22 protein-coding genes are annotated in these 26,395 nt (G+C 67.2%); 7 read left to right on the top strand and 15 right to left on the bottom strand.

Features of this window, described 5'->3' with window-relative positions:
* Window positions 1–2: 2 nt before the first annotated feature.
* The 5 genes from AC10V3_RS21250 to AC10V3_RS21230 are packed head-to-tail and all read right to left on the bottom strand — an operon-like array spanning window position 3 to window position 4,155.
* On the bottom strand, window positions 3–992 hold the full coding sequence (locus AC10V3_RS21250) for a sll0787 family AIR synthase-like protein (protein ID WP_022537354.1): 990 nt from the start codon (window positions 990–992) through the stop codon (window positions 3–5).
* On the bottom strand, window positions 989–1,543 hold the full coding sequence (locus tag AC10V3_RS21245; protein ID WP_454752614.1) for an MSMEG_0567/Sll0786 family nitrogen starvation N-acetyltransferase: 555 nt from the start codon (window positions 1,541–1,543) through the stop codon (window positions 989–991). Before AC10V3_RS21245 ends, AC10V3_RS21250 begins: the two co-directional genes overlap by 4 nt.
* Window positions 1,540–2,643 carry an MSMEG_0568 family radical SAM protein gene (locus AC10V3_RS21240; protein ID WP_022537352.1) on the bottom strand — a complete coding sequence of 368 codons (1,104 nt, stop codon included), beginning with the start codon at window positions 2,641–2,643 and terminating at the stop codon, window positions 1,540–1,542. The genes AC10V3_RS21245 and AC10V3_RS21240 overlap by 4 nt, the downstream gene beginning before the upstream one ends.
* A complete protein-coding gene (locus AC10V3_RS21235) occupies window positions 2,636–3,652 on the bottom strand; it encodes a Nit6803 family nitrilase (RefSeq protein WP_022537351.1) in 1,017 nt (338 codons plus the stop codon). Before AC10V3_RS21235 ends, AC10V3_RS21240 begins: the two co-directional genes overlap by 8 nt.
* Window positions 3,653–3,672: 20 nt before the next feature.
* Window positions 3,673–4,155: an MSMEG_0572/Sll0783 family nitrogen starvation response protein gene (locus tag AC10V3_RS21230; protein WP_022537350.1), complete on the bottom strand. Its 483-nt coding sequence runs from the start codon at window positions 4,153–4,155 to the stop codon at window positions 3,673–3,675.
* Between the two features lie 413 nt (window positions 4,156–4,568).
* Here AC10V3_RS21230 and AC10V3_RS21225 point away from each other — a divergent pair, with 413 nt between their 5' ends.
* On the top strand, window positions 4,569–5,960 hold the full coding sequence (locus tag AC10V3_RS21225) for an aminotransferase-like domain-containing protein (RefSeq protein WP_041681657.1): 1,392 nt from the start codon (window positions 4,569–4,571) through the stop codon (window positions 5,958–5,960).
* A gap of 36 nt (window positions 5,961–5,996) precedes the next feature.
* Here AC10V3_RS21225 and AC10V3_RS21220 read toward each other — a convergent pair whose 3' ends face one another.
* The 4 genes from AC10V3_RS21220 to AC10V3_RS21205 all read right to left on the bottom strand — a co-directional run bounded on the left by AC10V3_RS21220 (window position 5,997) and on the right by AC10V3_RS21205 (window position 10,837).
* Entirely contained in the window at window positions 5,997–6,800 is an 804-nt protein-coding gene (locus AC10V3_RS21220) for an IclR family transcriptional regulator (protein ID WP_022537348.1), read from the bottom strand.
* A gap of 112 nt (window positions 6,801–6,912) precedes the next feature.
* Window positions 6,913–9,006, bottom strand: coding sequence for an acetate--CoA ligase family protein (locus tag AC10V3_RS21215; protein ID WP_022537347.1), 2,094 nt, complete (start codon window positions 9,004–9,006; stop codon window positions 6,913–6,915).
* Between the two features lie 4 nt (window positions 9,007–9,010).
* Window positions 9,011–9,805, bottom strand: coding sequence for an enoyl-CoA hydratase/isomerase family protein (locus tag AC10V3_RS21210; RefSeq protein ID WP_022537346.1), 795 nt, complete (start codon window positions 9,803–9,805; stop codon window positions 9,011–9,013).
* A gap of 36 nt (window positions 9,806–9,841) precedes the next feature.
* On the bottom strand, window positions 9,842–10,837 hold the full coding sequence (locus AC10V3_RS21205) for a tripartite tricarboxylate transporter substrate binding protein (RefSeq protein ID WP_022537345.1): 996 nt from the start codon (window positions 10,835–10,837) through the stop codon (window positions 9,842–9,844).
* A gap of 545 nt (window positions 10,838–11,382) precedes the next feature.
* On the opposite strand from AC10V3_RS21205, the gene AC10V3_RS21200 reads away from it, so the two are divergent.
* Complete coding sequence (locus AC10V3_RS21200) at window positions 11,383–12,684, top strand: sensor histidine kinase (RefSeq protein WP_022537344.1); 1,302 nt, start codon at window positions 11,383–11,385, stop codon at window positions 12,682–12,684.
* 239 nt (window positions 12,685–12,923) lie between these two features.
* Here the strand turns inward: AC10V3_RS21200 and AC10V3_RS21195 are convergent, their stop codons facing one another.
* Window positions 12,924–14,183 (bottom strand): MFS transporter, encoded by a 1,260-nt coding sequence (locus AC10V3_RS21195; RefSeq protein WP_051369934.1) that lies wholly within the window; start codon window positions 14,181–14,183, stop codon window positions 12,924–12,926.
* Window positions 14,184–14,381: 198 nt separating this feature from the next.
* Between AC10V3_RS21195 and AC10V3_RS21190 the strand changes: the two genes are divergently transcribed.
* Window positions 14,382–15,269, top strand: coding sequence for a LysR family transcriptional regulator (locus AC10V3_RS21190; RefSeq protein ID WP_022537342.1), 888 nt, complete (start codon window positions 14,382–14,384; stop codon window positions 15,267–15,269).
* Between the two features lie 44 nt (window positions 15,270–15,313).
* Here the strand turns inward: AC10V3_RS21190 and AC10V3_RS21185 are convergent, their stop codons facing one another.
* The 3 genes from AC10V3_RS21185 to AC10V3_RS21175 all read right to left on the bottom strand — a co-directional run bounded on the left by AC10V3_RS21185 (window position 15,314) and on the right by AC10V3_RS21175 (window position 18,366).
* Entirely contained in the window at window positions 15,314–16,024 is a 711-nt protein-coding gene (locus tag AC10V3_RS21185; RefSeq protein ID WP_022537341.1) for an SDR family NAD(P)-dependent oxidoreductase, read from the bottom strand.
* Window positions 16,025–16,285: 261 nt separating this feature from the next.
* Window positions 16,286–17,035: a creatininase family protein gene (locus AC10V3_RS21180; protein ID WP_022537340.1), complete on the bottom strand. Its 750-nt coding sequence runs from the start codon at window positions 17,033–17,035 to the stop codon at window positions 16,286–16,288.
* Window positions 17,036–17,079: 44 nt separating this feature from the next.
* Entirely contained in the window at window positions 17,080–18,366 is a 1,287-nt protein-coding gene (locus AC10V3_RS21175; protein WP_022537339.1) for an MFS transporter, read from the bottom strand.
* 187 nt (window positions 18,367–18,553) lie between these two features.
* Between AC10V3_RS21175 and AC10V3_RS21170 the strand changes: the two genes are divergently transcribed.
* The 3 genes from AC10V3_RS21170 to AC10V3_RS21160 all read left to right on the top strand — a co-directional run bounded on the left by AC10V3_RS21170 (window position 18,554) and on the right by AC10V3_RS21160 (window position 20,796).
* A complete protein-coding gene (locus AC10V3_RS21170; protein ID WP_022537338.1) occupies window positions 18,554–19,483 on the top strand; it encodes a LysR family transcriptional regulator in 930 nt (309 codons plus the stop codon).
* Window positions 19,484–19,971: 488 nt separating this feature from the next.
* Complete coding sequence (gene fur / locus AC10V3_RS21165; protein WP_041681656.1) at window positions 19,972–20,454, top strand: ferric iron uptake transcriptional regulator; 483 nt, start codon at window positions 19,972–19,974, stop codon at window positions 20,452–20,454.
* A gap of 63 nt (window positions 20,455–20,517) precedes the next feature.
* Complete coding sequence (locus tag AC10V3_RS21160) at window positions 20,518–20,796, top strand: hypothetical protein (protein WP_022537336.1); 279 nt, start codon at window positions 20,518–20,520, stop codon at window positions 20,794–20,796.
* A 58-nt stretch (window positions 20,797–20,854) separates the two neighbouring features.
* Here the strand turns inward: AC10V3_RS21160 and AC10V3_RS21155 are convergent, their stop codons facing one another.
* Window positions 20,855–21,778, bottom strand: a complete 924-nt coding sequence (locus tag AC10V3_RS21155) for a DMT family transporter (RefSeq protein WP_022537335.1) — start codon at window positions 21,776–21,778, stop codon at window positions 20,855–20,857.
* Between the two features lie 539 nt (window positions 21,779–22,317).
* Between AC10V3_RS21155 and AC10V3_RS21150 the strand changes: the two genes are divergently transcribed.
* Window positions 22,318–22,641: a PadR family transcriptional regulator gene (locus tag AC10V3_RS21150; protein WP_022537334.1), complete on the top strand. Its 324-nt coding sequence runs from the start codon at window positions 22,318–22,320 to the stop codon at window positions 22,639–22,641.
* Between the two features lie 239 nt (window positions 22,642–22,880).
* Here the strand turns inward: AC10V3_RS21150 and AC10V3_RS21145 are convergent, their stop codons facing one another.
* Window positions 22,881–26,114 carry a bifunctional diguanylate cyclase/phosphodiesterase gene (locus AC10V3_RS21145; RefSeq protein WP_022537333.1) on the bottom strand — a complete coding sequence of 1,078 codons (3,234 nt, stop codon included), beginning with the start codon at window positions 26,112–26,114 and terminating at the stop codon, window positions 22,881–22,883.
* Between the last annotated feature and the right edge of the window lie 281 nt (window positions 26,115–26,395).

The following is a 26,395-nucleotide window of genomic DNA, read 5'->3' as shown; positions in this document are numbered from 1 at the left end:
TCTCAGGTTGAAGAATCGATCGGCGTGGCCAGGCGCGTCGCCAGGATGAACCCCGCCTCGCGGAAGTCCCACAGCGTGGCCAGTTCGCCGGCGTGCGTGAGCGTGGCGACACGGGAATCATCGATGGCGCCGATCTGGGCGCAGGCGATGCCGCGATCGAGGAAGCGGCGTTCGACCGCCTGCGCATCGTCGTCATCGACAGCCAGCAGGAAGCCATAGCTGGGGAACGCCGTCAGCCATCGCTCCAGCGGCACGCCATCGGGCCGGGGAATGCGCTCCAGCGCGATGCTGGCGCCCACCCCGGAGCATTCGAGCAGCATCAGCGCGGTGCCGAGCGCACCCGCCATGCTGATGTCCTTGGCTGCGGCGCAAAGGCCGTCTTCGGCCAGCACAGGCAAGAGTTCGAGATCCGCGCGCAGCCGTTCGCCTGGTGCGCCCGTGGAGGCGTTCCAGAACGGATATGGCTCCGCGAATGCGCCGCGCAGGTCCACCGCCATCAACAGGCGCTGGCCGGGACGCGCGGCGAAACTCGACAGCAGCTTGCGCGCACGGCCGAGGATGGCCACGGCAAGCTGGCCTTGCTCGCTGCGCGCATTGCTGTGGCCGCCGACGACCGGCACGCCATAGGCGGCAGACGCCGCAGCCATGCCCTTGAGCACCTCGGCGGCGTCGGCGGCGCCATGGCTCCATAGCGCATCGACCACGGCCGTCGGCCTGCCGCCCATCGCATAGATATCGCTGACGTTCACCATGACCGCGCTGTAGCCGGCGAACCACGGCATCGTGCGGATGAAATCGCTGACCAGTCCTTCGATGGCGAACAGCAAGTAGCCGTCGCCATCCCGCAATGCCGCGCAGTCGTCGCCGACATCGACGGCCATGGCCGCGTTGCGCCCGGCGGCGCCAAGCGGCGACAACATGGCCGGGATATCGGTCTTATGCGCAAAGCCGCGGCTGCCGCGCAGGGTGTGTACGAGATCGTCGAGGCTCATCGCACGGCCCTGGCTTCGGCAATCAGGCCCGCGTGCGGGGTATAGCAAGGCGGGTAATGGTTCAGGTCTGCCTGCATCAGGTGGTGAGGCCGCCCGAGCAGCGTCTCCTCGGCCAGGACGTTCCAACGCAAGCGCCTGAACAAGGGCACGTTCTGGCTCTGCACGTGCGCAAGGAAGCGCCGGCAGCCGATCGCGTGGGCGCTGCTCACCGCCAGGCGGATCAGCGTCGCGCCTATCTTGCCCTGGCTTCGGTATGCCGCATCCACCGCCAGGCGCGAGCCGAACCACACGCCCGGCTCGCTTTCGTGGATGCGCACGGTGCCGACCACGGTGCCGGGACGGCCCGGCAACTCCGGCTCGAAGCGCACCGCCACCAGCAGTTGCGCCACATCGTCCACCGCGTCCCGGTCGTCGCCATCGAAGATGCCCTGCTCCACGCAGAACACGGCTTGGCGCAGGCGGTGGGCCTGCTCCGCCTCCCAGGCGTGCTCCGCCCAGCGGATGCGGAACATCGGGATGTCCGGCACCTCGACGCAGAGATCGCTTTTCATGATGTCGCTCCCTCGGCCGCCAGTGCCGCCTCGCGCTCGTAGGTGGCCAGCGACGAGCACGCGCCGCACTTGCCGCAACCTGCCTTGATATCGGACGAGCGCATGCCGGCGGCGCTCAACATGGCGCCGAGCGGCTGCAGGATCGACTGCATGAAGGCCGGCGAGGGAGCCGGGTGGTCCTCCAGCGGCGTGCCGGAGATCGGCACGAAAGGCACCACGAACGGATACACCCCGAGTTCGATCAACTCGCGCGAGATCGACAGGACGGCTTCTGCCGTGTCGCCGAGTCCCGCGAGGATGTACGTGCTGACCTGACCCCTGCCGAACACGGCAACGGCGGCCTTGAAGGCTTCCATGTAGCGGCTCAACGGCACCGACGCCTTGCCTGGCATGATGCGCTCGCGCACCGCCGGCGTGACGACCTCGAGGTGCATGCCGAGCGTGTCGACGCCGGCGGCCTTCATGCGTTCGAACCAGCGGTCGTCGTCGGGCGGCTCGCATTGCGCCTGGATCGGCAGGTCGACCGCGGCCTTGATGGCGAAGGCGCTCTCGCAAAGAACAGCCGCGCCCCGGTCCGGCGTGGGCGGCGTGCCGGTGGTCAGCACCATGTGCCTGACGCCATCAAGCAGCACCGCGGCGCGCGCCACTTCGGCCAGTTGCTCCGGCGTCTTGCGCGCGATCGTGCGGCCCGCCACCAGCGACTGGCCGATCGAGCAGAACTTGCAGGTCTTCTTGCGGCTCTCGTAGCGGATGCAAGTCTGCAGGACGGTCGTGGCCAGCACATCGGCGCCATGCAGCGTGGCGATATGCGAGTATGGGATGCCCTCCAGCGTCTGCAGCGCATAGAAACGCGGCGCCTTCGGAAAGCTGATGCTGGCAATCGGGATGGTTCCGCGCATCAGCGCGCTGCGCCCCGTTTCGTCGGGCGCCTGCGCCACGAACGGCGAGTGCCACGCGGTGCTGGTATGCACCGGCACCATGATGGTCACGCCGTCGATGGTGACCGCCTTGTGGTCGGACGGACCCGCCCCGCCGCGCCGGCTGGCCGCACCGGCATTCGGGTCTTCCAGGCGCAGCCCGACGGACTGCAACTCAGTCATCAATTGCCGGCTCGAAGCCGGCACGGTCGCGCTGGATGTCATCGCGGATGCTCCCATGGAAGTTGGAGAAAGCGCCTGCCATCGGCACCGCCGTCACCGCCGGCCGCTCGTTGATGGCCAGGCTTAGCAGTTCCGGGCGTGCGTAGTGGCCGACCGAATCCATCATTCGCTTGCGCTTGGTGATCAGCGACATGTCGAGGTCGGCGATCACCATGCCCTCGCCCTCGCGCAACGGTGGTGCCAGGTGCTGGCCCTCCGGCGAGATGATTGCGGTGTTGCAGCCGCCACGCAGCGCCTTCTGCAGAACGGGATCGGTGGTTACGGAGGCAATCTGATCTTCGGTCAGCCAGCCGGTGGCGTTGACGACGAAGCAGCCGGATTCCAGCGCGTGGTGCCGGATAGTGACTTCGATCTGCTCGGCAAAGATCGGCCCGACCAGCGAGCCCGGGAACTGGCTGCAGTGGATTTCCTCGTGCTGGGTCATCAGCGCGTAGCGGGCCAGCGGGTTGTAGTGCTCCCAGCACGCCAGCGCGCCGACGCGGCCGATCGCGGTGTCCGCGACCTTCAGGCCGGCCGCATCGCCCTGCCCCCAGATCATGCGTTCGTGGAAAGTGGGCGTGATCTTGCGGCGCTTGACCGCGAGGTTGCCCTCGGTGTCGAAGATAAGCTGCGTGTTGTACAGGCTGCCGTGGTCGCGCTCGTTCACGCCGAGCACCACGACCATGCCGTGCCGGCGTGCGCGCCCGGCGACGGCATCGGTGACCGGGCCGGGCACCACCACGGCCTGCTCGTACAGCCGCATGTGGTCGCTGCCGGAGTGCACCGGCGGCCGTACGAAGGAGAAGTATGGGTAGTACGGCACGAAGGTCTCCGGGAAGACGATCAGTTGCACGCCTTTCCCGGCGGCCTCGTCGATCGCCTCGCAGACCTTGGCCAGCGTGCCTTCGCCGTTCTCGAGGTCGGGCGCGATCTGGACCGCGGCCGCGCGCACAATGCGATTCTGTGACATGGTGGTACCTGCCCTTTTGCTCAGACGGTCCAGGTGTCGATAATCAGCGCGTTCTCCTTGCGATGCAGCAGCTTGAGGTCGAGCACATCGAGCGGATTGATCGGGCGGATGCCTTCGATCAGCGAGGCTTCGCCGTGGCCGTACAGGGCCTGCAGGGCGAAACGGCAGGCGTAGACCTTGCCGCCCTCTTCCATGAACTTGGTGAGCTGCTTGTTGAAGTTCATGTGGCCGGGAAACGCCTCATCGCCAAGCGTCGGAAAGCCGCGCTGAACGCCAAGGTTGACGCCGGGGCCGTACAGCAGGATCGAGGTCTCGAATCCTTTGCGCAGCAGGCGCGTAGCCTGCAGCATGTTGACGAAGCCGATCGAGCCTTCGAAGGCGACGGTGTGGAAGGTCACCAGCGCCTTCTCGCCGGCTTCGGCCTTTACGTCCTCGAATACCTTCTCTTCATAGTCCACCAGGAAATCGCCCTTCTTGTGGGCCGGTTTGCTGACAGCAGGCATGCTTCTCTCCGTTGCGTTGATGGGGCAGTGCGGTCGATCGATCCCATGCCGATCGACCGTTCGGCGTCAGGCCGACGTGCCGATATCAGCAACCGATATGCCACTCAATGCGTGGAGTCATGCGATCAATCGCCAATCAAGTCGACGGCGATAGAATGATCGTCCCAATGATCGCAACGGCTTTCCCCTTGCGTGCCACCTGAGGCGCCCAGCGGTCGCCATGCCGGCCTCGTCACAATGCACTTTGTTGGGCAGGAAGCAGGCGGGCGAGTGCGCGCGCATGGTGCATGAGCACTGATATCGCACCATCATTGAGAACTTCGGATGCAATCGCTTGCGCGGCTTGGTTAGCGATCATTCGGGTGCTACCCTCAGGCACTGAATTCCATCGCATCGCGCAGCGGGAGACCACGGTGTCCAACCTGACCAGTCATTGGGTAAAACGTATCGCCGGCAGTGCCAAGCCTGCCTATCTGCTGATTCCGGACCTGATCGAGGAGGCACTGGCCGACGGCCAGCTACGCGTGCGCGACCGGCTGCCACCGCTGCGCGACCTGGCTGAAGCGCTGCAACTGAATTACACCACCGTGGCGCGCGGCTACAGTGAGGCGAGGAAGCGGGGATTGATCGACACCAAGGCAGGAAGCGGGACTTACGTGCGCGGACGTGCGCCCGCGATGCAGCTGCGCGGCGGCACGGGTGCCGAGATGACCATGAACATGCCGCCGGAGCCGCCCGCGATGACGGCGCGGCTTCGTGCCGCCATGGCGCAGCTGCTGGAGGCTGCCGATCCCTACACGCTGCTGCGCTACCAGGACTTCGGCGGAACCCCGGCCGATCGCTCCGTTGCCGCGAAATGGCTGCGCCGCTGGGTGCCGGCATGCAGCGCGGACACCGTGCTCGTCACGCCCGGCATCCACAGCGCGCTGGTCGCACTGCTGTCGCAGCTCGCACGCCCGGCCCAGACCATCTGTGCCGACGCGCTGGCCTACCCCGGCATCAAGGCCATCGCCGCGCAGCTCAATATCCAGCTACAGGCGCTGCCGGGCGACGAGGATGGCCCGTTCGCCCACGCCTTCGAAGCCATGTGCAAGGCACGGAAGCCAGCGGCGCTCTATTGCAACCCGACCATCCAGAACCCGAGCACGCGCACCATGCCGCAGGCACGCCGCGAGCAGCTCGCCGAAGTCGCGCTGCGCTACAGTGTGCCGATCATCGAGGACGATGCCTACGGCATGCTGCCGCTGCGGGCACCGCAGACGTTTGCCGCGCTCGCCCCGGAAGTCACGTATTACGTCACCGGCTTGTCCAAGTGCCTCGGCGCCGGACTGCGGATCGCATTCCTGAACGCCCCCACTGCCCGGCAGGCACAGCGCCTGGCTGGCACCCTGCGGGCAACGACTGTGATGGCGAGCCCCATCAACACACTGCTCGCGACATCCTGGATCAAGGACGGAACCGTAGACGACATGCTCAAGGCCATCCGGGCCGAAAGCGCGGCGCGGCAGCTGATTGGGCGCCATGTGCTTGAGGGCCTGGCCTATGAGGCGGACCCGGAAGGCTTTCACCTGTGGCTGCCGATCCCGGCGGCTTCAGCATGGAGCCCGTCGGAACTGGCGCTGCACCTGCGCTCGCGCGGCATCGGTGCGGTGTCGGCCGCCGCCTTCTCGACCGACGGCAACCCGCCCGATGCGATCCGTGTCTGCCTGGGCGGCCCGGGCGAGCGTGATGAGATCGAGGAGTCGCTGCGGATCATCGCGGAGACGCTCGACAATCCGCATCACTTGCATTCCGCGATGCTGTAGTCGATCACACCGGCGGCCACAAGGTATCGAAGCCCCTCACTCCAGACTCCGCACCCCCTCCCGGATCGCCTCGGCCAACTCCATCAGCGGCCTGGCCAGCGCAGCCTCGACGGTCTGCGCGTCTTGTTGCGTCGACACGCTGACGTTCAGCACATGGACGCCATAGCCATCGAAGCGCATCGGCGTTGCCATCGCCACGACCTGCGGCTGCCAGCAGGCGACGCAATACCCTTTGTCGTGCACTGACAGGACTGCCGCCTCGATTTCCTTGTGCAGGCCATGCCAGGCCCCTCGCTGGCTCTTGCTTGCAAAGGCGACCAGCATCCGGCTGAGTTCCTCGGGCGCAAGCGTGGCAAGGTACGCGCGTCCCAGCGACGTCAGCGCCATCGGGATGCGCTGCCCGCTCACCACTGTTCGCAGCGACTGCCGCCGGTTGTAGCGGAATGACTCAAGGTAGACCATCTCGTCGCCGTCGGCCACCGCCAGCCCGACATTGATCTTGTGCCGCATCGCCAGCTCGACCATCAGCGGCGTGGCGACCTTCAGCACCTGCGAACTGTCGCGCATGGCGTGCGCCATGCTGAGCACCGGCACGCCCAACCGGTAGGTGCGGAACTGGGGGATGTATTCGAGCATGCCGGTCTCGATCAGCGACTGCGTCAGGCGGCTGACGGTCGAACGCGACAGGCCGGTGCGCTCGGCGATCTCGCTGTTGCCAAGCATCGCGGAGCCGGCACGGAACGCGCGCAGCACGGCGATGCCGCGCTCCAGCGAGCGGTTGGGCGTTGCCTTGCCTTGTCCTGGCTTGATCCGGTCGGTCTTGGGAATGCTGGTCGGCATGACGGGGAATCGCTGCGTGGCGGATGCTTGTGCTGTCGCAGGGAATGCTACGCGATGCGAATGGCCCTGTCAGACCTCGGCCGTCACGGCCCTGCCATGACGGCGCCTCGTGCTAGTGTGCCGCGAGGATCGCCACACCGTCGGCCGCCACCACCCCCTGCCCCGCAGGCAACACGAAGACAGGATTGATCTCGGCCTCCACTAGCGTGTCGCCGAGCGCGGCGACCATCCGCGAAAACGCCACGATGGTGTCGGCCAGCGCATCCACATCGGCTTTGGGGCGGCCACGGAAGCCGGTCAGCAGCGGCGCCGTCTTCAGCGCGCCGATCATCTGCAGCGCGGCCTCGCGCGTCAGGCCGCCATTGGGAGGCAGCAGGCGCAGCGTCGTGTCCTCGAACAGTTCGGCCGTGATACCGCCCATGCCGAGCAGGATCGCCGTGCCCAGCGCGTCGCGGTGCATGCCGAGAATCACTTCCACCCCACCCCTGACCATCTCCTGCACGAGATAGCGGCTCGGCGCGATGCCCGTGGCGGACTGCACGTCCGATGCCATCTTCGCCAGCCTGGCTGCAACCTCCGATGGCGCGACGCTGACCGCGACGCCGCCGACATCGCTCTTGTGCGTGATCTCGGCGGACAGGATCTTCAGTACCACGTTGCTGCCGAACTGCTGCGCGGCGGCCGTCGCCTCTTCGGCATTGCCGACCACGACTTCCCGCGCAACCGGTATGCCGAAGCCGCCAAACAGCGTCTTGGCCGCGGCCTCATCGAGCGAGCCGGTACCAAACCCGCTGAGGTCGGGGACGGGCAGCGGCGGCATGCCTGCGTCATCGTCAATGCCGGCCCTGGCCGCGCGCAGCATCACGTCAAAGGCTACCGTGCACGCCTCCGGCGCAGAGAACGCCGGGACGCCGCGGCGATTAAGCAGCGATGCCACCTCCGGCGCATGCGGGCTGACATAGGCGACCACCGGCTTGTCGCTGCCAGGCAGGCAGTCACGGATCGCATTGGCCATCAGGTCGGGCATGGCCAGGCCCGACGAACCGACGATCACTGCCACGGCGTCATAGCTCGGGCTGTCGAGCAGGATGCGGATCGCAGAGCGCAGCAGGTCGGGTTGCAGGCCGGCGAGGGTGACGTCGATCGGGTTGCGGTCCAGCGCCGCATGGTCGCCCTTCTGGAGCGCGCGCAGTTTTTCTGCGGTCGCGTCGTCCGGCGCGGGTGTTTCGAAGCCGGCCACGCCAAGGCTGTCGGAGACGAGCGTGCCAGCCCCGCCGGTCGAGGTCAGGATCGCGATGCGGTTGCCGCGCAGCGTGCGCCCGGTGGCCAGTGCGGCCGACATGTCGAGCAGGTCTGAGAAGGACTGCGCTCGGATCACGCCGATCTGCTCGAACAGGGCGTCATACATGCGGTCGGCACCGGCGAGCGCGCCGGTATGCGAAACCGCGGCACGCGCCCCGCTCTCCGAGCGGCCGATCTTGAAGGCGACGACCGGCTTGCCCGCCCGCGCGGCCTTGAGCGCCGCGCGGCGGAAGGTCTCGGGGTTGCGCACGCTTTCGACGTAGAGCGCGATCACGCGAGTGGCCTCGTCGTCGGCCAGGTAGTCGATAAAGTCGGCCAGGTCCAGGTCGACTTCATTGCTGGTAGAGATCAGCTTGGACAAGCCGATGCCACGCGCCGCGGCGCGCGACAGCAAGGCACCGAGAATGCCGCCGCTCTGCGACACGACCCCGATATTGCCGGCCGGAAACTCGTCCATCTCCAGCGCGCCGCTGGCCGACAGCGGGATGTTGTCGGTCAGGTTCACAAGGCCGATGGTGTTTGGGCCCAGCAGGCGCATGCTGCCTGCCGCCTCGATCAGCTCCGCCTGGCGCCGCGCTCCTTCGGCACCCGTCTCGGTGTAGCCGCTGGCCAGCACAATGGCCGCGCCCGCGCCGCGGGCGGCAAGGTCGCGCACGGCAAGATGCGCGCGCTCGGCACCGAGCAGCACGATGCCGACGTCCGGCACTTCAGGCAACGAGGCAATGTCGGGATAGCAGCGCAGCCCGTCGATCGAGTCGACCTTCGGGTTGACGGGATAGATGGCACCGCTGAAGCCATGCTTGCGCAGGTACGAGACCGGACGGCCGGCGGTCTTGGCGGGATCGGCGGAGGCACCGATCACGGCGACGCTGCGCGGCGCGACTAGACGTTGGATGGCGTTCATGATCTCAGCCCTTGCTGGCGGTCTTGTTCAGGAAGGCCAGCACGGATTCGCGATGCTCGGTGCTGGTGTAGCAGATGCCCTGGGCCTGGCTGCCCTGCGCGAACACCTGGTCGGCGGGCAGCTCGAAAGACTGGTTCATGATGCTCTTGCCCAGCGCGATCGCGGTGGCCGAGCCCTGGCTCAGTTCGGCGGCCCAGGACAGCGCGTCGTCGATCAGGGCTTCGGGCTGGCTCAGGCGATCGGCGATGCCAAGCACCCTGGCTTCCTGCGCCTCCACCTTGCGGCCGGTGAAGACGAGTTCCTTTGCGGCCGACAAGCCCACGCGGCGCGGCAGGAAATACATGCCTCCGCCGTCAGGGATCAGGCCCCGGTTGATGTAGGACCAGGAGAACGACGCCGATTCGGAGGCGATCACGAAGTCGCAGCACAGCGCGGTATCGGCACCGAGCCCGGCCGCTGCGCCGTTGACCGCGGCGATGGTGGGCTTGGGCATGGTGTGGAGCAGCTTCACGGTATGGTGGACCCGCTGCTGGCGGCTCCACCCATTGAAGCCCACTTGGCCCGGGGGTGCCTCCATGCGGCGCTGCATGCCGGCCACGTCGCCGCCCGCGCAGAAGCCCTTGCCGTTGCCGGTGATCACCAGCGCGCGGATGGCCTTGTCGGCAGCTACATGTTCCAGCGCGTGGATAAACTCCGAACGCATGTCGTCGCTCATCGCGTTGCGCTTGTCGGGGCGGTTGAAGGCGAGCAGCGCGATGCCCGAGACGACGTTCAGTTCAATCAGTGAATAGCTGTTCATGGTTCGTATCCAGTCTGTCTGTTGCGGTGGCCGCGCTTAGTCGGCGGTGATGTTGGCTTCCTTGATGACCTTGCTCCAGCGCTGGCTTTCGGCCTTGACGTAGCGGCCGAACTCATCCGGCGAGCCGGCGCTGACGGCCAGCCCTTCTTGCTCCGCGCGCTTGCGGAAGGCATCGGTCTGCACGGCCTTCTTCGCCGCGGCGTTCAGGCGCGCGATCACGGGTGCAGGGGTGCCGGCGGGTACGAACAGGCCGTACCAGCTGTCGGCGGCGTAGCTCGGCACGCCGCTCTCGGCGATGGTCGGAACCTTGCTCAGGGCGGGTGCCTGCGAGCGCTGCGCGGTCGTGACCGCGACGGCACGCAACTTGCCGCTCTCCAGGTGCGGTGCCACCGCGGCGGCCGTCGCAAACATCATGTCGACCTGCCCGCCGAGCAGGTCGGTGATGGCCGGGCCGGCGCCGCGATAGGGGATGTGGTTGAGCTCGACCTTGGCCATCTTCTTGAACAACTCGCCCGCCAGGTGTGCCGAGGTGCCGGCACCTTGCGAGGCGTAGTTGAGCTTGCCCGGTTTGGCCTTGGCCGTGGCGATCAGGTCCTGCACGGTCTTGATGGGGCTGTCCGGGCGCACCACCAGCACGTTGGGCGAGCGGCCGACCAGCATGACCGGCGCGAATGCCTTGTCCGTGTCGAAGGGCAGTTTCTTGTGCAGGCTCGGATTGACGGCGTGGGCCATCGTCGCCATCACCAGCGTGTAGCCGTCTGGCGCGCTCTTGGCGACTGTGTCGGTGCCGATGATGGTGCTGCCGCCGGGCTTGTTGTCGACGATGACCGGCTGGCCGAGGTCCTCGCCCATGGTGATGCCCATGGCGCGCGAGAGGAGGTCGGTGCCGCCGCCTGGGGCGAAGGGCACGACCAGGCGGATCGGCTTTTCCGGGAAGGCTGCCAGGGCGGTCAGCGGTGCCGTGGCGGCGAGAACGAAGGGGATGGTCGCCTTCGCCAGGCGGCGAAGAAATCTGGTGCGGATCCGGTGCATGTTGTTGTCTCCAGTAACGACTCTGTGCGCTGCGGTTATCAGGCTGCCTGTTCCGGGCGCGTTTGATTGTTGAAGACAGATTAGTGCTTGCATGGGGATTCCACAGCCCCTCAATTCCACTGTATGGAATTATGGAAGGGGGGGCAGGCTTGATGAACATGTTGTTGTTCGACGGCTCTCGAGGCTGGTGACATGTTGGCCCAGCAGAGTTTGCGCGCTCTGCCTAGCAATTTTTTCCATTCCACGCGACAGCACTCCCACCGGTCTTGCGTTCGCTCGGGGTTCCGGAAGTGCAGGCGTGAGCGGCTACACCGCAGCCCCCGCATTCACCTTCATCTTTGTACCACCATGTATGCCCAGCACATCCAGATACACGGCAATACAAGACCCCACCCTAGCCCGCTGCTCCAGATACAAAACCGCCAGCCAGCGACACATCCCCCCTCCCACCGCCTCCTAGAATCCCTCTCACCTACCCAGGCAGCGCGGACTGCATCGGCGTATTTGCGCCGGTACTGCTCAGTCAAATGCAAAGAGAGCGACGAATGAATAAGCACGGATGGCGCTGGTCCCGCACCATGGGGGCACGCCTGTTCCTGATCCTGCTTGCCGGCCTGACCATCGCACATGGCCTGTCGTTCGGCGTGCTGTTTTCCGAACGCTACGAGAGCGCGAACCGGGTGATGCTGGGCACGCTGGAAACCGACGTGGCCACGTCGATTGCCATCCTGGACCGCCTGCCGGCTGCTGAACGCCCGCAGTGGCTGCCGCGCCTGAACCGCAGCAACTACCAGTACCTCCTCGGTCCCGGCGCACCTGGCGTGCCAGAGATGCATGAGCACGGCCAGGACATCGCCGCGCGCATCGCCGAGGCGAGCGGTGGCCGCTTTCCGGTCAGGGTGGAGTCGATTCCCGGCGACAGCAAGCGGCTGCAGGCGCATCTGACGCTGAGCGACGGCAACCCGCTGACCATCGACGTGCATCCGCGCATGACGCCGATCGCGCAATGGTTGCCGTATGTGCTGGTGACCCAGTTGCTGCTGCTGATCCTGTGCTGCTGGTTCGCGGTCAGGCTGTCAATCCGCCCGCTGGTGGCGCTGGCCGACGCGGCCGATGCGCTCGACCCGAACGCAAAGACTCCGCCGCTCGACGAGAAAGGCCCCACCGAGCTCGCCCGTGCCGCGCACGCGTTCAATGCCATGCAGCAACGCATCGCCCGCTTCGTCGAAGAGCGCGTCCAGATCCTGGCGGCCATCTCCCACGATTTGCAGACGCCGATCACACGCATGAAGCTGCGTGCCGAGATGGCCGAGGACTCGGAGGAAAAGCGCAAGCTGGCGCATGACCTCGGCGAGATCGAACGGCTGGTGCACGAAGGCCTGGCGTATGCGCGCAGCGCGCATGGCGGCGGCGAGAAGCCATCGCGCATCGATCTCGGTTCGTTCGTAGAGAGCCTCGCCTACGACTACCAGGACACCGACAGGACGGTCAGCATCCTCGAGAACATCGGCGGGGCCATCGAGACTCGCCCGCACGCGCTGCGCCGGATCCTGACCAATCTGATCGACAACGCCATCAAGTTCGGCGGCGCGGCGGAACTGAAACTGCGCCGCGAGCGTGGCGCCGTGCTGATCGAAGTCCTCGATCGCGGTAGCGGCATTCCTGACGCGATGCTCGATGCCGTGCTGGAGCCGTTCGTGCGCCTGGAACACTCCCGCAGCCGCGAGACCGGCGGTACGGGCCTGGGCCTGGCGATTGCCAACCAGCTAGCGATGGCCATCGGCGGCTCGCTCAAGCTGCGCAACCGCGAAGGCGGCGGGCTGGTGGCCTGCGTCACGCTTGGTTAAGCCCACACGTCACGGGCCGGGTGTGGCGGTGCCTGGCGCGCGAGTCCCTCATGCACCGCCCGCCACTGTTGAGGTTGTTCCATGAAACGCATCCTGATTGTCGCCGGCATGCTCATTGCCGGCATCGCCGGAGAACTCCGCGCCGCCACCGTGTGCCGCTGGGTCCCGTCATCGTCTTGCCGGGTGGAGCCGCGACGCGAACCTCCGTCGCACGGGGACCGTTGAAACGGTCTGGAGCTTCAGCGCCCCTTGGCCCATCGGTCCAGCGCGGCACAGCCCAGCAACAGGGCGCTGGTCACGAAAAACACCGAACGAATGCCCACATGCACGCCAATCTGCCCGCCGATCAGCGGCCCGGCCACCTGCCCGGCGTACTGCGCGGACTGCAGGTAGCCCAGCATCCTGCCCGACTCATGCTCGGCCACGGCCTGGCGCACGAGCTTGGCGATGGCGGGCAGCAAGCCGGCGAGCGTCATGCCCATCAGGCCGCGCAGAATGGCCAGCGTCCACCAGTTGGTAACGAAAGCCTGCGGAATCATCACCAGCGCGGTGGCAACCAGGCAGCCGATAATCACTTGCCATGCGCCGATCCGGTCGGCCAGCGCGCCCAGGCGCGCAGCCGTCAGCATGCTGCCGAAGGCCGAACAGGCCATGACGATGCCGGCAACCGTCGCCAGGCGCTCGTGTGGCACGCCGAGCTGCGCGATGTACACGGTGATGATCGGTTCGATCGACATATTGGCCAGCAGCACCATGGTGGCCGTCACCAGCAGGGCCGCGATGGCCACGCGCGGCATCTTGCGATGGGTGCCGGCCGCGCCGGGCTTCGGGCTCGCCAGGGGTTGCCTGGCCAGGCCAGAGAAGTCTTCCCGGACGAAGGCGATGGTCAGGATGGCCGCAACGGCGATCATCCCGGCGGCTGCCGCGAAGGCGCCGCGGATGCCGATCAGGTTGGGCAGCAGGCCGCCGACGAGCGGGCCGATCAGGTTGCCGGCCAGGGCCCCGGTGGAGAGTACGCCGAGTGCCCAGCCCGATCGCTCTGGCGGCGCCTGGGTGCCGATCATCACGATCGAGGCCGAGGCATAGCCACCGATCAGCCCGGCGGCGAAACGTAGTGCTACCAGCTCGTAGACGTTGTGGGCCATGCCGATCATCGACATCACCACGGCCATGCCGATGGCGGCGCGGATCAGCATCGGCTTGCGGCCGAAGCGGTCGGCCATGCGGCCCCACAGCGGCGCGGTCAATGCGGTGCCAAGGAAGGTCACGCCAAAGGCCACGCCGGACCATTGCACGATCTCGTTGGAAGACGTGACGCCAAGCTGCTCGACGTAGAGCGGCAGGAACGGCAGCAACATGCTCAGGCTTACCAGCGTGGTGAATGAACCGAACACGCAGATGACGAGATTGCGACGCCAGTACGAGGCATTGCGGACCGCATAACTGTCGTCCGTAGCGGGCGACGACGGCATCGGGAGAACGGCTGGGCACTTGCTCATGGCATACCACTCGGGGACAACAGACGGGTTGATCGGAATGCTAGCAACGCAGGCGGCGACGCATACGCGGTTTATCGAGATAGCGGTATCACCGCAGCAGATTGCTGCCTGTTTTCGCGTGTGCCGGGCGTGTGCAGGGCATGCGGCCGTGGCGTACACTCCGTGCAGGCGAACAGAGCGGCAGGCAAGGAGCCGGACATGGATGTAGCGGACCTGAAGTTCTTTGAAGCCGTCGCGCGCCTGGGCAGCATGAACAAGGCGGCGACGTCACTGCATACGGTGCAGTCCAATGTGACGGCGCGCATCCGGGCGCTCGAGCAGGAGATCGGCGTGCCGCTGTTCCAGCGCCATGCGCGCGGGGTCAGCCTGACCCCGGCCGGGGAACGCATGCTGCCCTATGCGGCACGCATCGCCAAGCTGGTGTCAGACGCGCGCCAGGCCGCGCTCGATGACGGCCCGCCGTGCGGCCCGGTGGTGCTGGGCACGCTGGAAACCACGGCCGCCATGCGCCTGGCACCGCTGCTCAGCGGCTTTGCCCGCCAGTATCCGCAAGTCCGGTTGTCGCTGGTCACGGGGACCAGTTGCAGCCTGACTGCCGATGTGGTCGAAGGACGGCTCGATGCGGCGTTCGTGGCCGGTCCGCTCGATCACCCGGATCTCGATGCCGAGGCGATCTTCCATGAAGAGCTGGTGCTGGTGACGCCGCGGACCATGCGCTCGCTTGGCGCGCTGAAGTCGGCCGAGTACCTGAAGACCATCGTGTTCCGCCTGGGCTGCTCGTACCGGCAGCGCCTGGAGACGCTGCTGGGCGAGATGGGCATACGGACTGCCACACCGCTTGAGTTCGGCTCGCTCGACACCATCATTGCGTGCGTGGCCGGCGGCATCGGCATTACGCTGCTGCCACGCAGCGTGGTAGCAGCCGCGGCACAGCAGGGCATGGTTTCGATCCATGAGATCGCGCCGGAGCAGGCGCATGTCGAGACGCTGTTCATCCGGCGCCGCGACGCTTACCTGTCGAGCGCCATGCTGGCGTTCGTGACCGCGGCGCGGGCCCGCTTCGGCGCGCTGATGGAGGCTGCCTGAGGCGGCGCACGGAGTACGCCGCCCCATCTCTCGCTTCCCGCCGCTTAGTGGCCGGCGCTCTGGCCGCCGTCCACGTGCAGGATTTCCCCGGTCACGAACGATGCCGATTCCAGGTACAGCACCGCGTCGGCGATGTCGCGCATTTCGCCCATATGGCCCACAGGATGCAGGGCGCCGAGCGCGGCATGGGTCTCGGGCGGATGCATCGGCGACTTGATTACGCCGGGCGAGACGGCGTTCACGCGGATACCGGTCTTGGCGTACTCGATGGCCAGCGACTTGGTCGCGGCGTTCAGGCCGCCCTTGGTCAGCGAGGCCAGCACCGACGGCACGCCGCTGATCGCATGGTCGACCAGGCTGGTGGTGATGCTGACCACATGGCCGCTGCGCTGCTTTTCCATCTCGGCGATGGCGAGCTGCGTGATGAAGTAGAAGCCCGACAGGTTCACGCCCGTGACCGCGGCGTAGTCCGCCGCCGTATAGGTGGTAAAGGGCTTGGCGACGAAGATGCCGGCGTTGTTGACCAGCGTATCGATGCGGCCGAAATTTTCCAGCGCCGCGCTGATCACGCGCTGCGCGGTTTCCGGCTCGGCGATGTCGCCCTGCACCGTCACGATATCGCGATCATCGGACGGCTTGACGTTGCGGGCCGTGGCCACGACGCGGTAGCCGCGTTCGCGATAGGCCTTGACCAGTTCTGCACCGATGCCTTGGGATGCGCCGGTAATCACGGCGACTTTCTGGGAAGCACTCATTTCACACCTCTAGGTAGTTTGTTGGATCTGGCTTGTTGGCCAATCGGATCGACGGGACCGATGGATCCAAATCTAGGGCATGCGCCCGTGCTGAAAAATATGGGTCGCGCACAAACACTTGTACGCGCGGGGAACAAGTCGAAATGGCTCGGCACAGCCAGCGTACGAGGGTGGAACAAGAGTTATTACATCAAGGTAAAAGGGGGCCGGATGCCGCGCGACGCCCCCGTCGCATCGACATCCGGCGCGACAGTGGCGAACTCAGTCGGGCTGCGGCTCGCTGCCGAATGCCTCCAGTTCGTGCACCAGGCTTTGCGCGGCCAGTTCCACCAGCGCGCGGCCTTTTTCAGGTGTGGCCAGGCCCGGATTCGAGCCGATGCGTCCGTCCGGATAGCGCGCGCGGAAGTCGAGCGCTTCGCGGATCGGGCCGCTAGGTGCGATTGGCGGCGCGTAGTCGGCCGACTTGATGGCGTCCGGAAACGCCCACTGCGTGATCGCGATCTCCGACGGCGTGGCGTGCGCGCCGTGGCCGGTGGGGAACTGGTCGCGCGCCAGTTCGCCCACGCCTTCCAGGTCCCACCAGTTGCAGAGCTTGAGCGCGACGCCGGCCCGGCGCGCGGCGAAGCTCGATTCGGCGTAGATCTCGGAGAACGCCGCCTCGATCGACGCGACATTGCCGCCATGGCCGTTGAGGAACAGGATCTTCTCGAAGCCGTGCCCGGCCAGCGAACGGACCCAGTCGGAGATGGCGGCGATAAACGTCGACGGACGCAGCGAGATGGTGCCGGCAAAGGCCAGGTGATGCTGGGCCATGCCGATATTGAAGGTCGGCGCGACCAGGATGTCCGCGCTCTTCTCCGCCTCGCGGGCGATGATCTCCGGACACAGCCAGTCGGTGCCGAGCAAACCCGTGGGCCCGTGCTGCTCGTTGGAGCCGATCGGCACGACGATGACGCGGCTGCGTTGCAGGAACTGTTCGACTTCAGCCCAGGTGGACAGGTGTAAAAGCATGAGGGACTCCTTTGCTCGGTTTGGCTTGCAGGCTGGCGGCGCAACTAGCGGCGTGCTGGCAGCTTGTTGGTGAGAATGATCAGCGCGGCGATCAGCGGCAATGCGGCCAGGACCAGCATGCCGGCATGCAAGGTACCCGTGGCTGTCTTGGCCCAGCCGATGATGGCGGGCCCCCAGAAGCCACCGGACAGGCCGATGGTGTTGATCAGCGCAATGCCGCCGGCGGCGGCCGGGCCCTTGATGTACTCGGCGGGCATGGCCCAGAACACCGTGTAGGTCATCCACAGCGACGTCGTGCCGAGCGTGAGCAGCACCAGCGTCAGCCCCAGGTGGCCATCGGCAAGGGTCGAGCCGGCCAGCAACAGGGCGCCGCACAGCGCGGGCACCGAGGCGTGGTAGCGGCGCTCGCCCTTGCGGTCCGAGCGGCGGCCCATGTAGTACATGCCGAAGGCGGCGCCGATATAGGGCACGGCGGCGTACCAGCCGAGCTGCACGGTGTCGGTGACGCCTTGCGCCTTGATCAGGCTCGGCAGCCAGAAGCTGATGGCGTAGATGGCGGCGATGACGCAGAAGTAGGCTAGCGCCAGCACATAAACCTTGGGATCCTTGGCCACGGCCTTGAACGAGTGCTTGTGCGCCGCGCCGACGCCGAGTTCGGCTTCGAGCATGCGCCGCTCCTGGTCCGTCAGCCACTTCGCATCGGCCGGGCGGTCCGGCACCAGCGACAGCGCGAGGACGCCGAGCAGCACGCAGGGCAGCCCTTCGACCAGGAACATCCATTGCCAGCCGGCCATGCCGGCGGTGCCGGCCAGTTGCGTCATCAGCCACGCCGACGCAGGAGCGCCGACGATGCCGCCGATCGGGCCCGCCAGAAAGACAATGGCGATGGCGCGCGCCATGCGCTGCGGCCCGTACCAGCACGACAGGTAGTAGATCATGCCCGGCGCGAAGCCCGCCTCGAAGATGCCGAGCAGGAAGCGCATGGCGTAGAAGGTCGGCACATCGCGCACGAACAGCATGCAGGCCGACGTGATGCCCCACAGCACCATGATGCGGCTGAAGGTCTTGCGCGCGCCGACGCGCGGCAGCATCAGGTTGCTCGGAATCTCGAACAGCACATAGCCGATAAAGAAGATCCCCGCGCCGACGCCGTAGGCCGCGTCGGAGAAGCCGAGGTCGCTTTGCATCTGCAGCTTGGCAAAGCCGATATTGACCCGGTCCAGGTAGGCAAAGAGGTAGCAGACCAGGAGGAACGGCAGCAGCCGCAGGTTGATCTTGTTGTAAAGGGCCGAAGTGTCGTCGACGGCGCCTGCATTCGAAATCACTAACATGCCTGTCTCCAAAAGCGTTGTGTGATCTTTTTTTCAGCGAGCTGGAGGGATTATTGGCAGTGCAGGGCTTGCGACCAACAGCAACTAAATTCACACTTCGTTGTTCCGTGAGCAACACAACTGCGGCCGTGCCGGTCGGGGTACGGTTGCGCTCTCTTCCACACAGCGGTTCAGGCAGATTCCAGGCATGCGTGAGATCAATCAGCAGCGGTTGCGTTACTTCCGTGAGGTGATGGCGCACGGGACCATCCGCGGGGCGGCGGAGAGCCTCAATACCTCGCCTTCGGTGATCACCCGGCAGATCAGGCTGCTGGAGGAAGAGCTGGGCACGACGCTGTTCGAACGCCAGGCGCGCGGCGTCAGGCCGACCGAAGCGGCCGGGCACCTGCTGGAGTTCTGGCGCGGCTACCGGTCGCACCAGGAAAAGCTCGAAGACCAGTTGCACGCGCTCAAGGGATTGCAGCAAGGCAACGTCCGGCTGGTCCTGAGCGAGGGGTATGTCGATGCGCTGGTCAACGAGGTCATCGCGCCGTTCTGCACGCAGTTCCCGCTGGTCGATATCCGGCTCGAGATCCTGCCGGTCGACGATGTGCTCAATGAAGTGGCGGAAAGCCGCGCCCATATCGGCCTGGCGTTCAACCCGCCGCTGCACCCGCGCATCGAATACCGGGCCAGTTCCCCGCAGCCGATCGTGCTGCTGGCGCGGCACGATCATCCGCTGGCATTGCGCGGCGGCGAGGCCGGCATCGAAGACCTGCTCGCCTATCCGCTCGCGCTGATGCCGGAGTCCTATGGCATCGGCCATGCAGCCAAGATGCTGGAATTCGCCGAGAACATCACGATCCGGCCCACGCTGGTCACCAACTCGCTGTCGGCGCTGAAGCAGCTGGTCGCCTACGACAACTTCATCACGCTGGTCGGCGAATTCGCGGCGTACCGCGAGATCAGCGCCGGCAGCCTGGTGGCCGTGCCGATCCGGCACCCGCTGTTCCGGGGCACCCAGGCGCGCTTGCTGGTGAAGGCGGGACGGCCGTTGCCTGCGGCGGCGCTGGAGGTGCTTGAACATATCTCGCAGCGCATGTCGATGTTCGCCGCGTCGCCTCGACAATCAACGTGACGGTTCTAGTAGAAAATTTCTCTTGTAATGAGATCGATTCCCATTTACCATTCGATCACTGCCTGACGCACGGTGCTTCACCAGCCAGCCAGGCAGTCCGGCCAGATCCATGGCCGCCGCGGTACGCGGCACCGCCGGGGCGCTGGCAGGGACAAGAGAATTTCCGGATGCCGCAGCGCGGCGTTCGACACCGACTTTTGTGGGGACCGCTCCGTCACGCGGAGCGTTTGGCAGTAGCCAGTCTTCGGAAGATCGGGAAAGCAACCAGACCCCGCTTTCCCGATCGCGTCTTCCGCAGGCAAGCCAAGCCGCCTTTTTATTCCGCGCGCCGTGCAGGCACGGCGCGCCGCCAGGGACGACGGGCGCAACTGCTTTGCCGGCCCTGGCGCTTCCAGCCTGAAATCCCGCCAAGCCACAGACGCCGTCCCGCGCGCGGCGCCAGGCAGGGCGCCGCCCTGCCCCGGCGGGGCAACAGCCGGAGCAAGCCCATGTCATCCGCCATGCCATTCGAGAGGCCCGACCCGATCCACCTGAAGCGCGCCGGCCTGAAGGCCACCTCGCCGCGCATGCGGATCCTTGAAGTGTTTCGCACCAGCGCCCGGCGCCACCTGAGCGCGGAAGACGTCTATCGCATCCTGCTGACGCAGGACGAGGACGCGGGGCTGTCGACGGTGTACCGCGTGCTCAACCAACTGGTGCAGGCCGACATCCTGCTGCGCCACAGCTTCGAGTCCGACCACGCCGTATTCGAACTCAACGAAGGCGGCCACCATGACCACCTGATCTGCGTCGCCTGCGGCCGCGTGGAAGAATTCCGCGACGAAAGCATCGAGCAGCGCCAGCGCCAGGTGGCGGCCGACAACGCCTTTGTCTTGCGCGAGCACATGCTGGTGCTTTACGGCATTTGCCCTGCATGCCGTGCCAGTGCCACCGAAGACGAACGCATGCCGGCCTTGCCAGCCGGGGCCTGAGCGCCCTGCGCAAGCGCTCCGGCGAGACCGCCGCCGCATACCGCGCACCTGACGGAGCCATCCATGGCGCGCCTGACCAAGCCGCTGTCCGAACTCAAACGCCTGCTCAGCCTGTGCCTGCGGCAGGAACCCGGCTGCCACGACTGCCAGCTGCGCGCCGTATGCGTGCACCGGCCGGACCATACCGGCTGCAACTGGAGCGCCGAAGTCGATTTCCCCGAACGCACGGAGGCCGATGCCGTGCGTCACCTGCGCCAGGCGCGGCGTGTGGTGATGATGGTGCGCGAGCAGTACAACGTGGCCGCCGGGGCGGCGGTGGGATCGCGGGCGGCGCACACATAGACATCCTGGCGACGCCTTGCGGCGAGAAACGGAAAATCAGTATGGGCAGTTCAGTGCATCAACGACCAGGCACCGCCTGTCCCTGCGCCGTCGCCTTAGCCCCCGCCACCGGCCGCAACACCAGCCACACTGCCACCCCGATCAGCACACCGCCCACCGCATACGCCCACGACAGCGCCTCGCCCAGGAACAGCGCGCCCCAGACGATGCCGAATGGCGGGATCAGGAAGGTGACGGTCAGCGAGCGCACCGGGCCGAGATCGGCAATCAGCCGGTAGTAGAGGATGTAGGCGAGCGCCGTGCACACGACGCCCAGCCCGAGCATGGCCGCCCACACGCCGGCGCCGGCTGCGGGCAGCGTGTTATGGCGCCAGAGCGCCGCAACGCAGAACGGCAGCAGGAACAGCGTCGCACCCACCATGCTGCCGGCGGCCACCAGGCGGCTGTCGAGCCCGCCGCGCTCGGTGATCCAGCGCCGGGCCAGGAAGCCGGCCAGGCCGTAGCAGGCGGTGGCCACCAGGCACGCCAGCGCGCCCAGCAGCACGTCCAGCGAGAATGCCACCGGCCCGGTGCGCGTCAGCACCGCTACCCCGGCCACGCCCAGCAGCACGCCCAGCGCCTTGGCGCGCGTGAGCCGTTCGGAGAAGGCCACCGCGCCGATCAACACGCCCATCAGCGGTGTCATGGCGTTGAACACCGCCGAATAGCCCGCCGGCAGCCACAGCGCCGCGATCGCGTACATCACGAACGGGATGCCGGAATTGACCACCCCCAGCACCAGCACCGCGCGCCATTTGCCGCGCATGTCCCAGCGCAGCCGCAGCAGCGGCAGGCAGGCGGCCAGCGTGACGGCGCCGATCAGGACCCGTACGAAGGCCGTCGGCATCGGTCCCAGCACCGGCGCGCCGATGCGGATAAACAGGAAACTGGCGCCCCAGATGGCAGCCAGGGCAAGCAGTCGGGCGAGATCGGCGAGTTTCATGGCGGTGAAAGTAGCGCTGGACAGGCCAGGGCGGTGAGGGGGTTGGCGCGATTTGACCCCTGTCCGGGGCGTGCCGCAAGCTGGTTTCGGACCTGTGCCTCGGCCGGTTATTGCACCGGCATCGCCAGCTGAGCAGGTTTTTTTATTCGCCGTTGACTGATCTACAACGGTGTTAGGCGACGTTTTCAGCACAATGTCACACAAAAACAACTCGATTTCTACAAAGTGCCTGCACTCATACCCCCCGCAGGAGGGGGAGTTGATACGGATACGTGACAAGCCGCATTCGATTAAATTAAACTCTGGTCTGCGCCAGAGTTAATTGACCCCTCCGACGCATTCCCGACAAGCCGCCAGGACTCTGGCGGCTTCTTTTTTTGTACGGCCGGTAAAATGCGTACCTTCCGGCGCCGCCCGTTACCGCTGCGCCGTGGCGAACCTTCCGCCCACGTGCTCCCAGTCGCACAACGTCTGCAATCCCAAACATCCGAAACGCCACCCGCGTCAACCATCGCCGCGGCTGCCGCGTTGCCAGCCACATGAAACGACAGTTCCTTGGCCTGCTAGCCCGCGTCTACGTCCTCCAATTCGCCCTCGAAGTCCCGGCCACAGTGGCGATGCTCGCCGACATGCTGCTGGAGTACGGCTTCCAGGTCGATATCGGCACCGTGCGCCCGTTGCTGCGCGCGCTGCAGATGGAAGGCTACCTGGAAAGCGTGCTCCGCGACGGCATCGGCCGCGTCTACCAGCTGACCGAGCGCGGCCGAGAAGAACTGCAGTCCAGCCGCCAGCGCATCGACGACCTGTACCGCCGCCTGCACGCCGACGGGCCGGACACAGCCGAAGCGCCGCGCGAGGTCTGAACCCGACCAGGGCGACAAGGACAACGGCAATGACAGCACGCAACCGTACCCGTTTCTGCGGAGCCCGCCCGCGCCATCCGTTGCGCGGATTCGCCCCGCTGACCCCTCCTCAGCCCTCCCTTCGTAGCACTTGCGCCGTTCGGCCGGAATGCGGTCGCGGTTGGCGCTGGCCGAGTCAAAGTCGTTCCTGATCGGGCCCTTCCAGTAGCCGGCAAGTTGCTGGCAGATCGCCCGGGGGCTTACGGCTCGCGCAACTCGGCGCCGTTCACCGGCACCGGCACCGGGATCCGCTCGTCAAACCCGGCTTCCAGCAGTTCCCTCAGCGCCTGCGGTGGCACCGCCTGGCAGAACAGGAACCCCTGCGCCCCATCGCACCCCTGCTCCCGCAGGAAGGCAAACTGCGCCGCGGTTTCCACGCCTTCGGCGATCACCTTGAGGTGCAGCTGGTGGCCCAGCGCGATGATCGCCGCTGCCACCGCCTGGTCGTGGCCGGGCGCGTCGACGTCGTCGACAAAGGACTTGTCGATCTTCAGCCGGCTGATCGGCAGCCGCGTCAGGTAGTTCAGCCCGGAGTAGCCGGTGCCGAAGTCGTCGATCGACAGCCCCACGCCCAGCTCGCGCAGGCGGCGGAAGGTCTCGATGGTGGTCTCGCCGCCGTCGACCAGGATGCCTTCGGTGACCTCGATCACCAGCCCCTGCGGCGGCAGGCCGGCCTCCCGCAGGCAGCGCGCCACGGTGTCGGGGAAGTTGGCCTGGCGCAGCTGCAGCGGCGAGATATTGACCGCCACCTCGATGTCGCGGCCGAGCGCCTGGCGCAGGGCCTGGATCTCGCGGCAGGCAGTGGCCAGGGTCCATTCGCCAAGCGGCGCGACCAGGCCGCTCTGCTCCGCGATGGGGATGAACTCTGACGGCTGCATCGGGCCCCGTTCCGGGGTGTCCCAGGCAATCAGCGCTTCCACGCCCGTGATCGCAAGCGTGGCGGTATCGACGATGGGCTGGTAGCGCAGGCGGAACTCATTGCCGGCCAGCGCGCGGCGCAGCAGCCCTTCGATGGTGAAGCGCGCCAGCGAGGCCTCGGCCATTTCGCTGGCAAAGCGGCGCAGCTGCGCGCGCCCGCCCTGCTTGGCGGCGTAGACGGCCGCATCGGCGCACTTGAGCAGCTCGGTCAGGGTATCGCCGTCGTCCGGGAACACCGCCATGCCGATCGACGCCGTCCCGCGCAAGCGCTGGCCGCCGGCCTGCAGTTCTTCATTGATGCGCGCCTGGATCTTGGCGGCGATCAGCTCGGCTTCGCTGTCATGGCGCAGGCCGCCCAGCACCACGCCGAATTCATCGCCGCCCATGCGCGCCACCAGGTCGCCCTGGCGCACCGCACCCTTGAGGCGGTCGGCCATGGTGCGCAGCACGTCGTCGCCGACCGGATGCCCCAGCGAATCGTTGATGTGCTTGAAGTGGTCCAGGTCGAGCAGCAGCAGCGCCACGCGCTCGCCGTGGCGGCGCGCGTGCAGCAGCAGCGGCTGTGCGCGCTCGTTCAGTTCTGCGCGATTGGGCAGGCCGGTGAGGGGGTCGTGCAGCGCGAGATGGCGGATGTATTCGTCCACGCGGCGGCGTTCGGTCAGGTCGTAGGCGATGGCCTGGTAGCCCGCCGACGGCGCGGGCGGCACGGTCGCGTCCTCCGTGGGCAACGCGGCCGGATCCGCAGGCGCCGGCAACGCGGCCACCGTCATCTGCACCGGCATGCGCGAGCCGCCCTTGCGCACCCAGGTCCACTCGCGTTCGTCGCGCAGGCCCAGCCGCGCCTTGGCCACCAGCGCGGGCAGGCCGCCGGGGACCGGCTCGCCCAGTTCGTGCGCGAGGGCTCGCGCATGGGCTGCCAGTTCGTCGGCTACGTGTAGCCCGGTCATGCGCATGCGGCCCACCAGCTCGGCCGCGGTGTACCAGAGCATGCGCTCGCCCGCGGGGTTGATGCCGGTGATCAGGCCGTCTTCGTCGAACGTGATTACGCAGAACGCGGCATGCTCGAGCAGCCCGGTGTAGCGCGCTGCCTGCAACGCGCGGTCTTGCTGTGCCTGGCGCTCGGGCTGCAGGTCCGTGACCGCCCACAGCCGGTGCGCGGCGCCGCCTTCGGCGCCCGGCAGCCGGGCCGCGCCGGCGCGCAGCGCGAAGCGGCCGCCGTCGTCGCGCACGCCGGTCAGTTCGCGGTGCGCGGCGGGCAACGCCGCCGCGCCACTGGGGACCACGCCGGCGGCGCCGGGTACGAGGGTGTCGAGGCTGCGCCCGGCAAGCGCGCCGGGAGCGGTGCCGAACAGTTGCCCGGCGCGCTCGCTGGCACGCACCACCACGCCCTGCGCATCGGTCAGGATAAAACCGTCCGCGGCTTGCGCCATGCAGGCCTGCAGCATCGCGCTGTCGTCCTCCCAGGCATGGACGGCCTGCGCTTCGCGTTGCCGCGCGGTGCGGCGCTGGCGGGCCAGCGCGTAAGTGAGCCAGGCCAGCAGCACGGTGACCAGCGAGCCCGCAGCCAGCGTCAGGCGGGCCTGCCGCTGGCCGTACCCGGCTTCGAAGGCGGGGCGGGTGGCGCCGCGCAGCGTCCAGGTGCCGCCGCCGTACTGGATCAAGCGTTCGCCGCGCAGCCACGGGGCGCTGCCGTCGTCGCGGCGCTCGCCCTCGGTCGGTTCGCCGGACAGCAGCGCACCGGGCACGCCGGGGCTGCCTTCATGCAGCGACAGCTCCAGTTCGGCAGCCGCCGGCCCACTGACCGCGCGCATCAGGTCGCCCAGGCGCAGCGACACGTAGACATAGCCCACCACCGCCTGGCGCCGCTGCGCCACCGTGCTGACCGCCACGCCGCCGCCATAGACCGGCAGGAATACCAGGGCGCCGTGCTGCTGTACCGAGGCTTCGGATTCGCGGATCAGTTCGAGCCGGCGCGTGAGCCGCGGTTCGCCGCTGTCGCGGGCGGCCTCCAGCGCGGCGCGCCGGGTCGGCTCGGAAAGCATGTCGAAGCCCACGGCGCGGGCGTTCCTGCCCGCCAGCGGTTCGATATAGAGGATCGGCGCATACAGGTCGCGCGGACCGGGGGGATGGATCTCGTAGCTGGCCAGTCCGTCGGCGCGCGCGGCCTGCACCAGCCGCACGGAATGCTGCGGCGTCGTCAGCGGGGCGTAGCCGATCGCCTGGGTGCCGGCGGGCAGTTCGTCGAGCTGGGCGGTATAGAGGTAGTTGCGCCACTGCGCACGCGAGGTGGCGGGATTGGCCGTGATCAGGCCGGCCACGCCGCGCAGCAGGCGTTCGTTGTCCAGCATGCGCTCGCGCAGCGCGCTGCCGGCCTGCCCCAGCAGCACGTCGAAACGCTGCTGCGCCAGCTGGTGCTCCAGCTGCTGCGCCTGGCGCCATGCTCCCGCCGTCAGCAACGCACCGCCGGCCGCGACCAGCAGCGACAGCAAGGCAGGGGAAAGCGCAGTCAGTCTCATGGTCGATCGGTTACGGCGTGCGCGGAGGTCGCGCCTGCCGCGAGTTTGCACGCGGGCCTGGGGCTCGATAGTGCGGGCCGGGTAGTGCGCGCCGCCGCGCGCATGCCTGAGCCGCGCATCACCACGTGCCTGCGCCGCATGCCCCGTATTCACGCGGCACTATACCGTGGCCCGCCTTGCCAGCACACCCCCCACCCGGCTAGCTGGACACCGGCCGCCTTGCACGCCCTTGACACCGCTCGGGGGATCACAACACCAGGGGGCTACTGTCAAACCCGCCT

Source organism: Cupriavidus sp. PB-02 (assembly GCF_058252315.1).
Note: the sequence above shows the minus strand (reverse complement) of the source record. Positions and strands in the feature narration are given on the sequence as shown.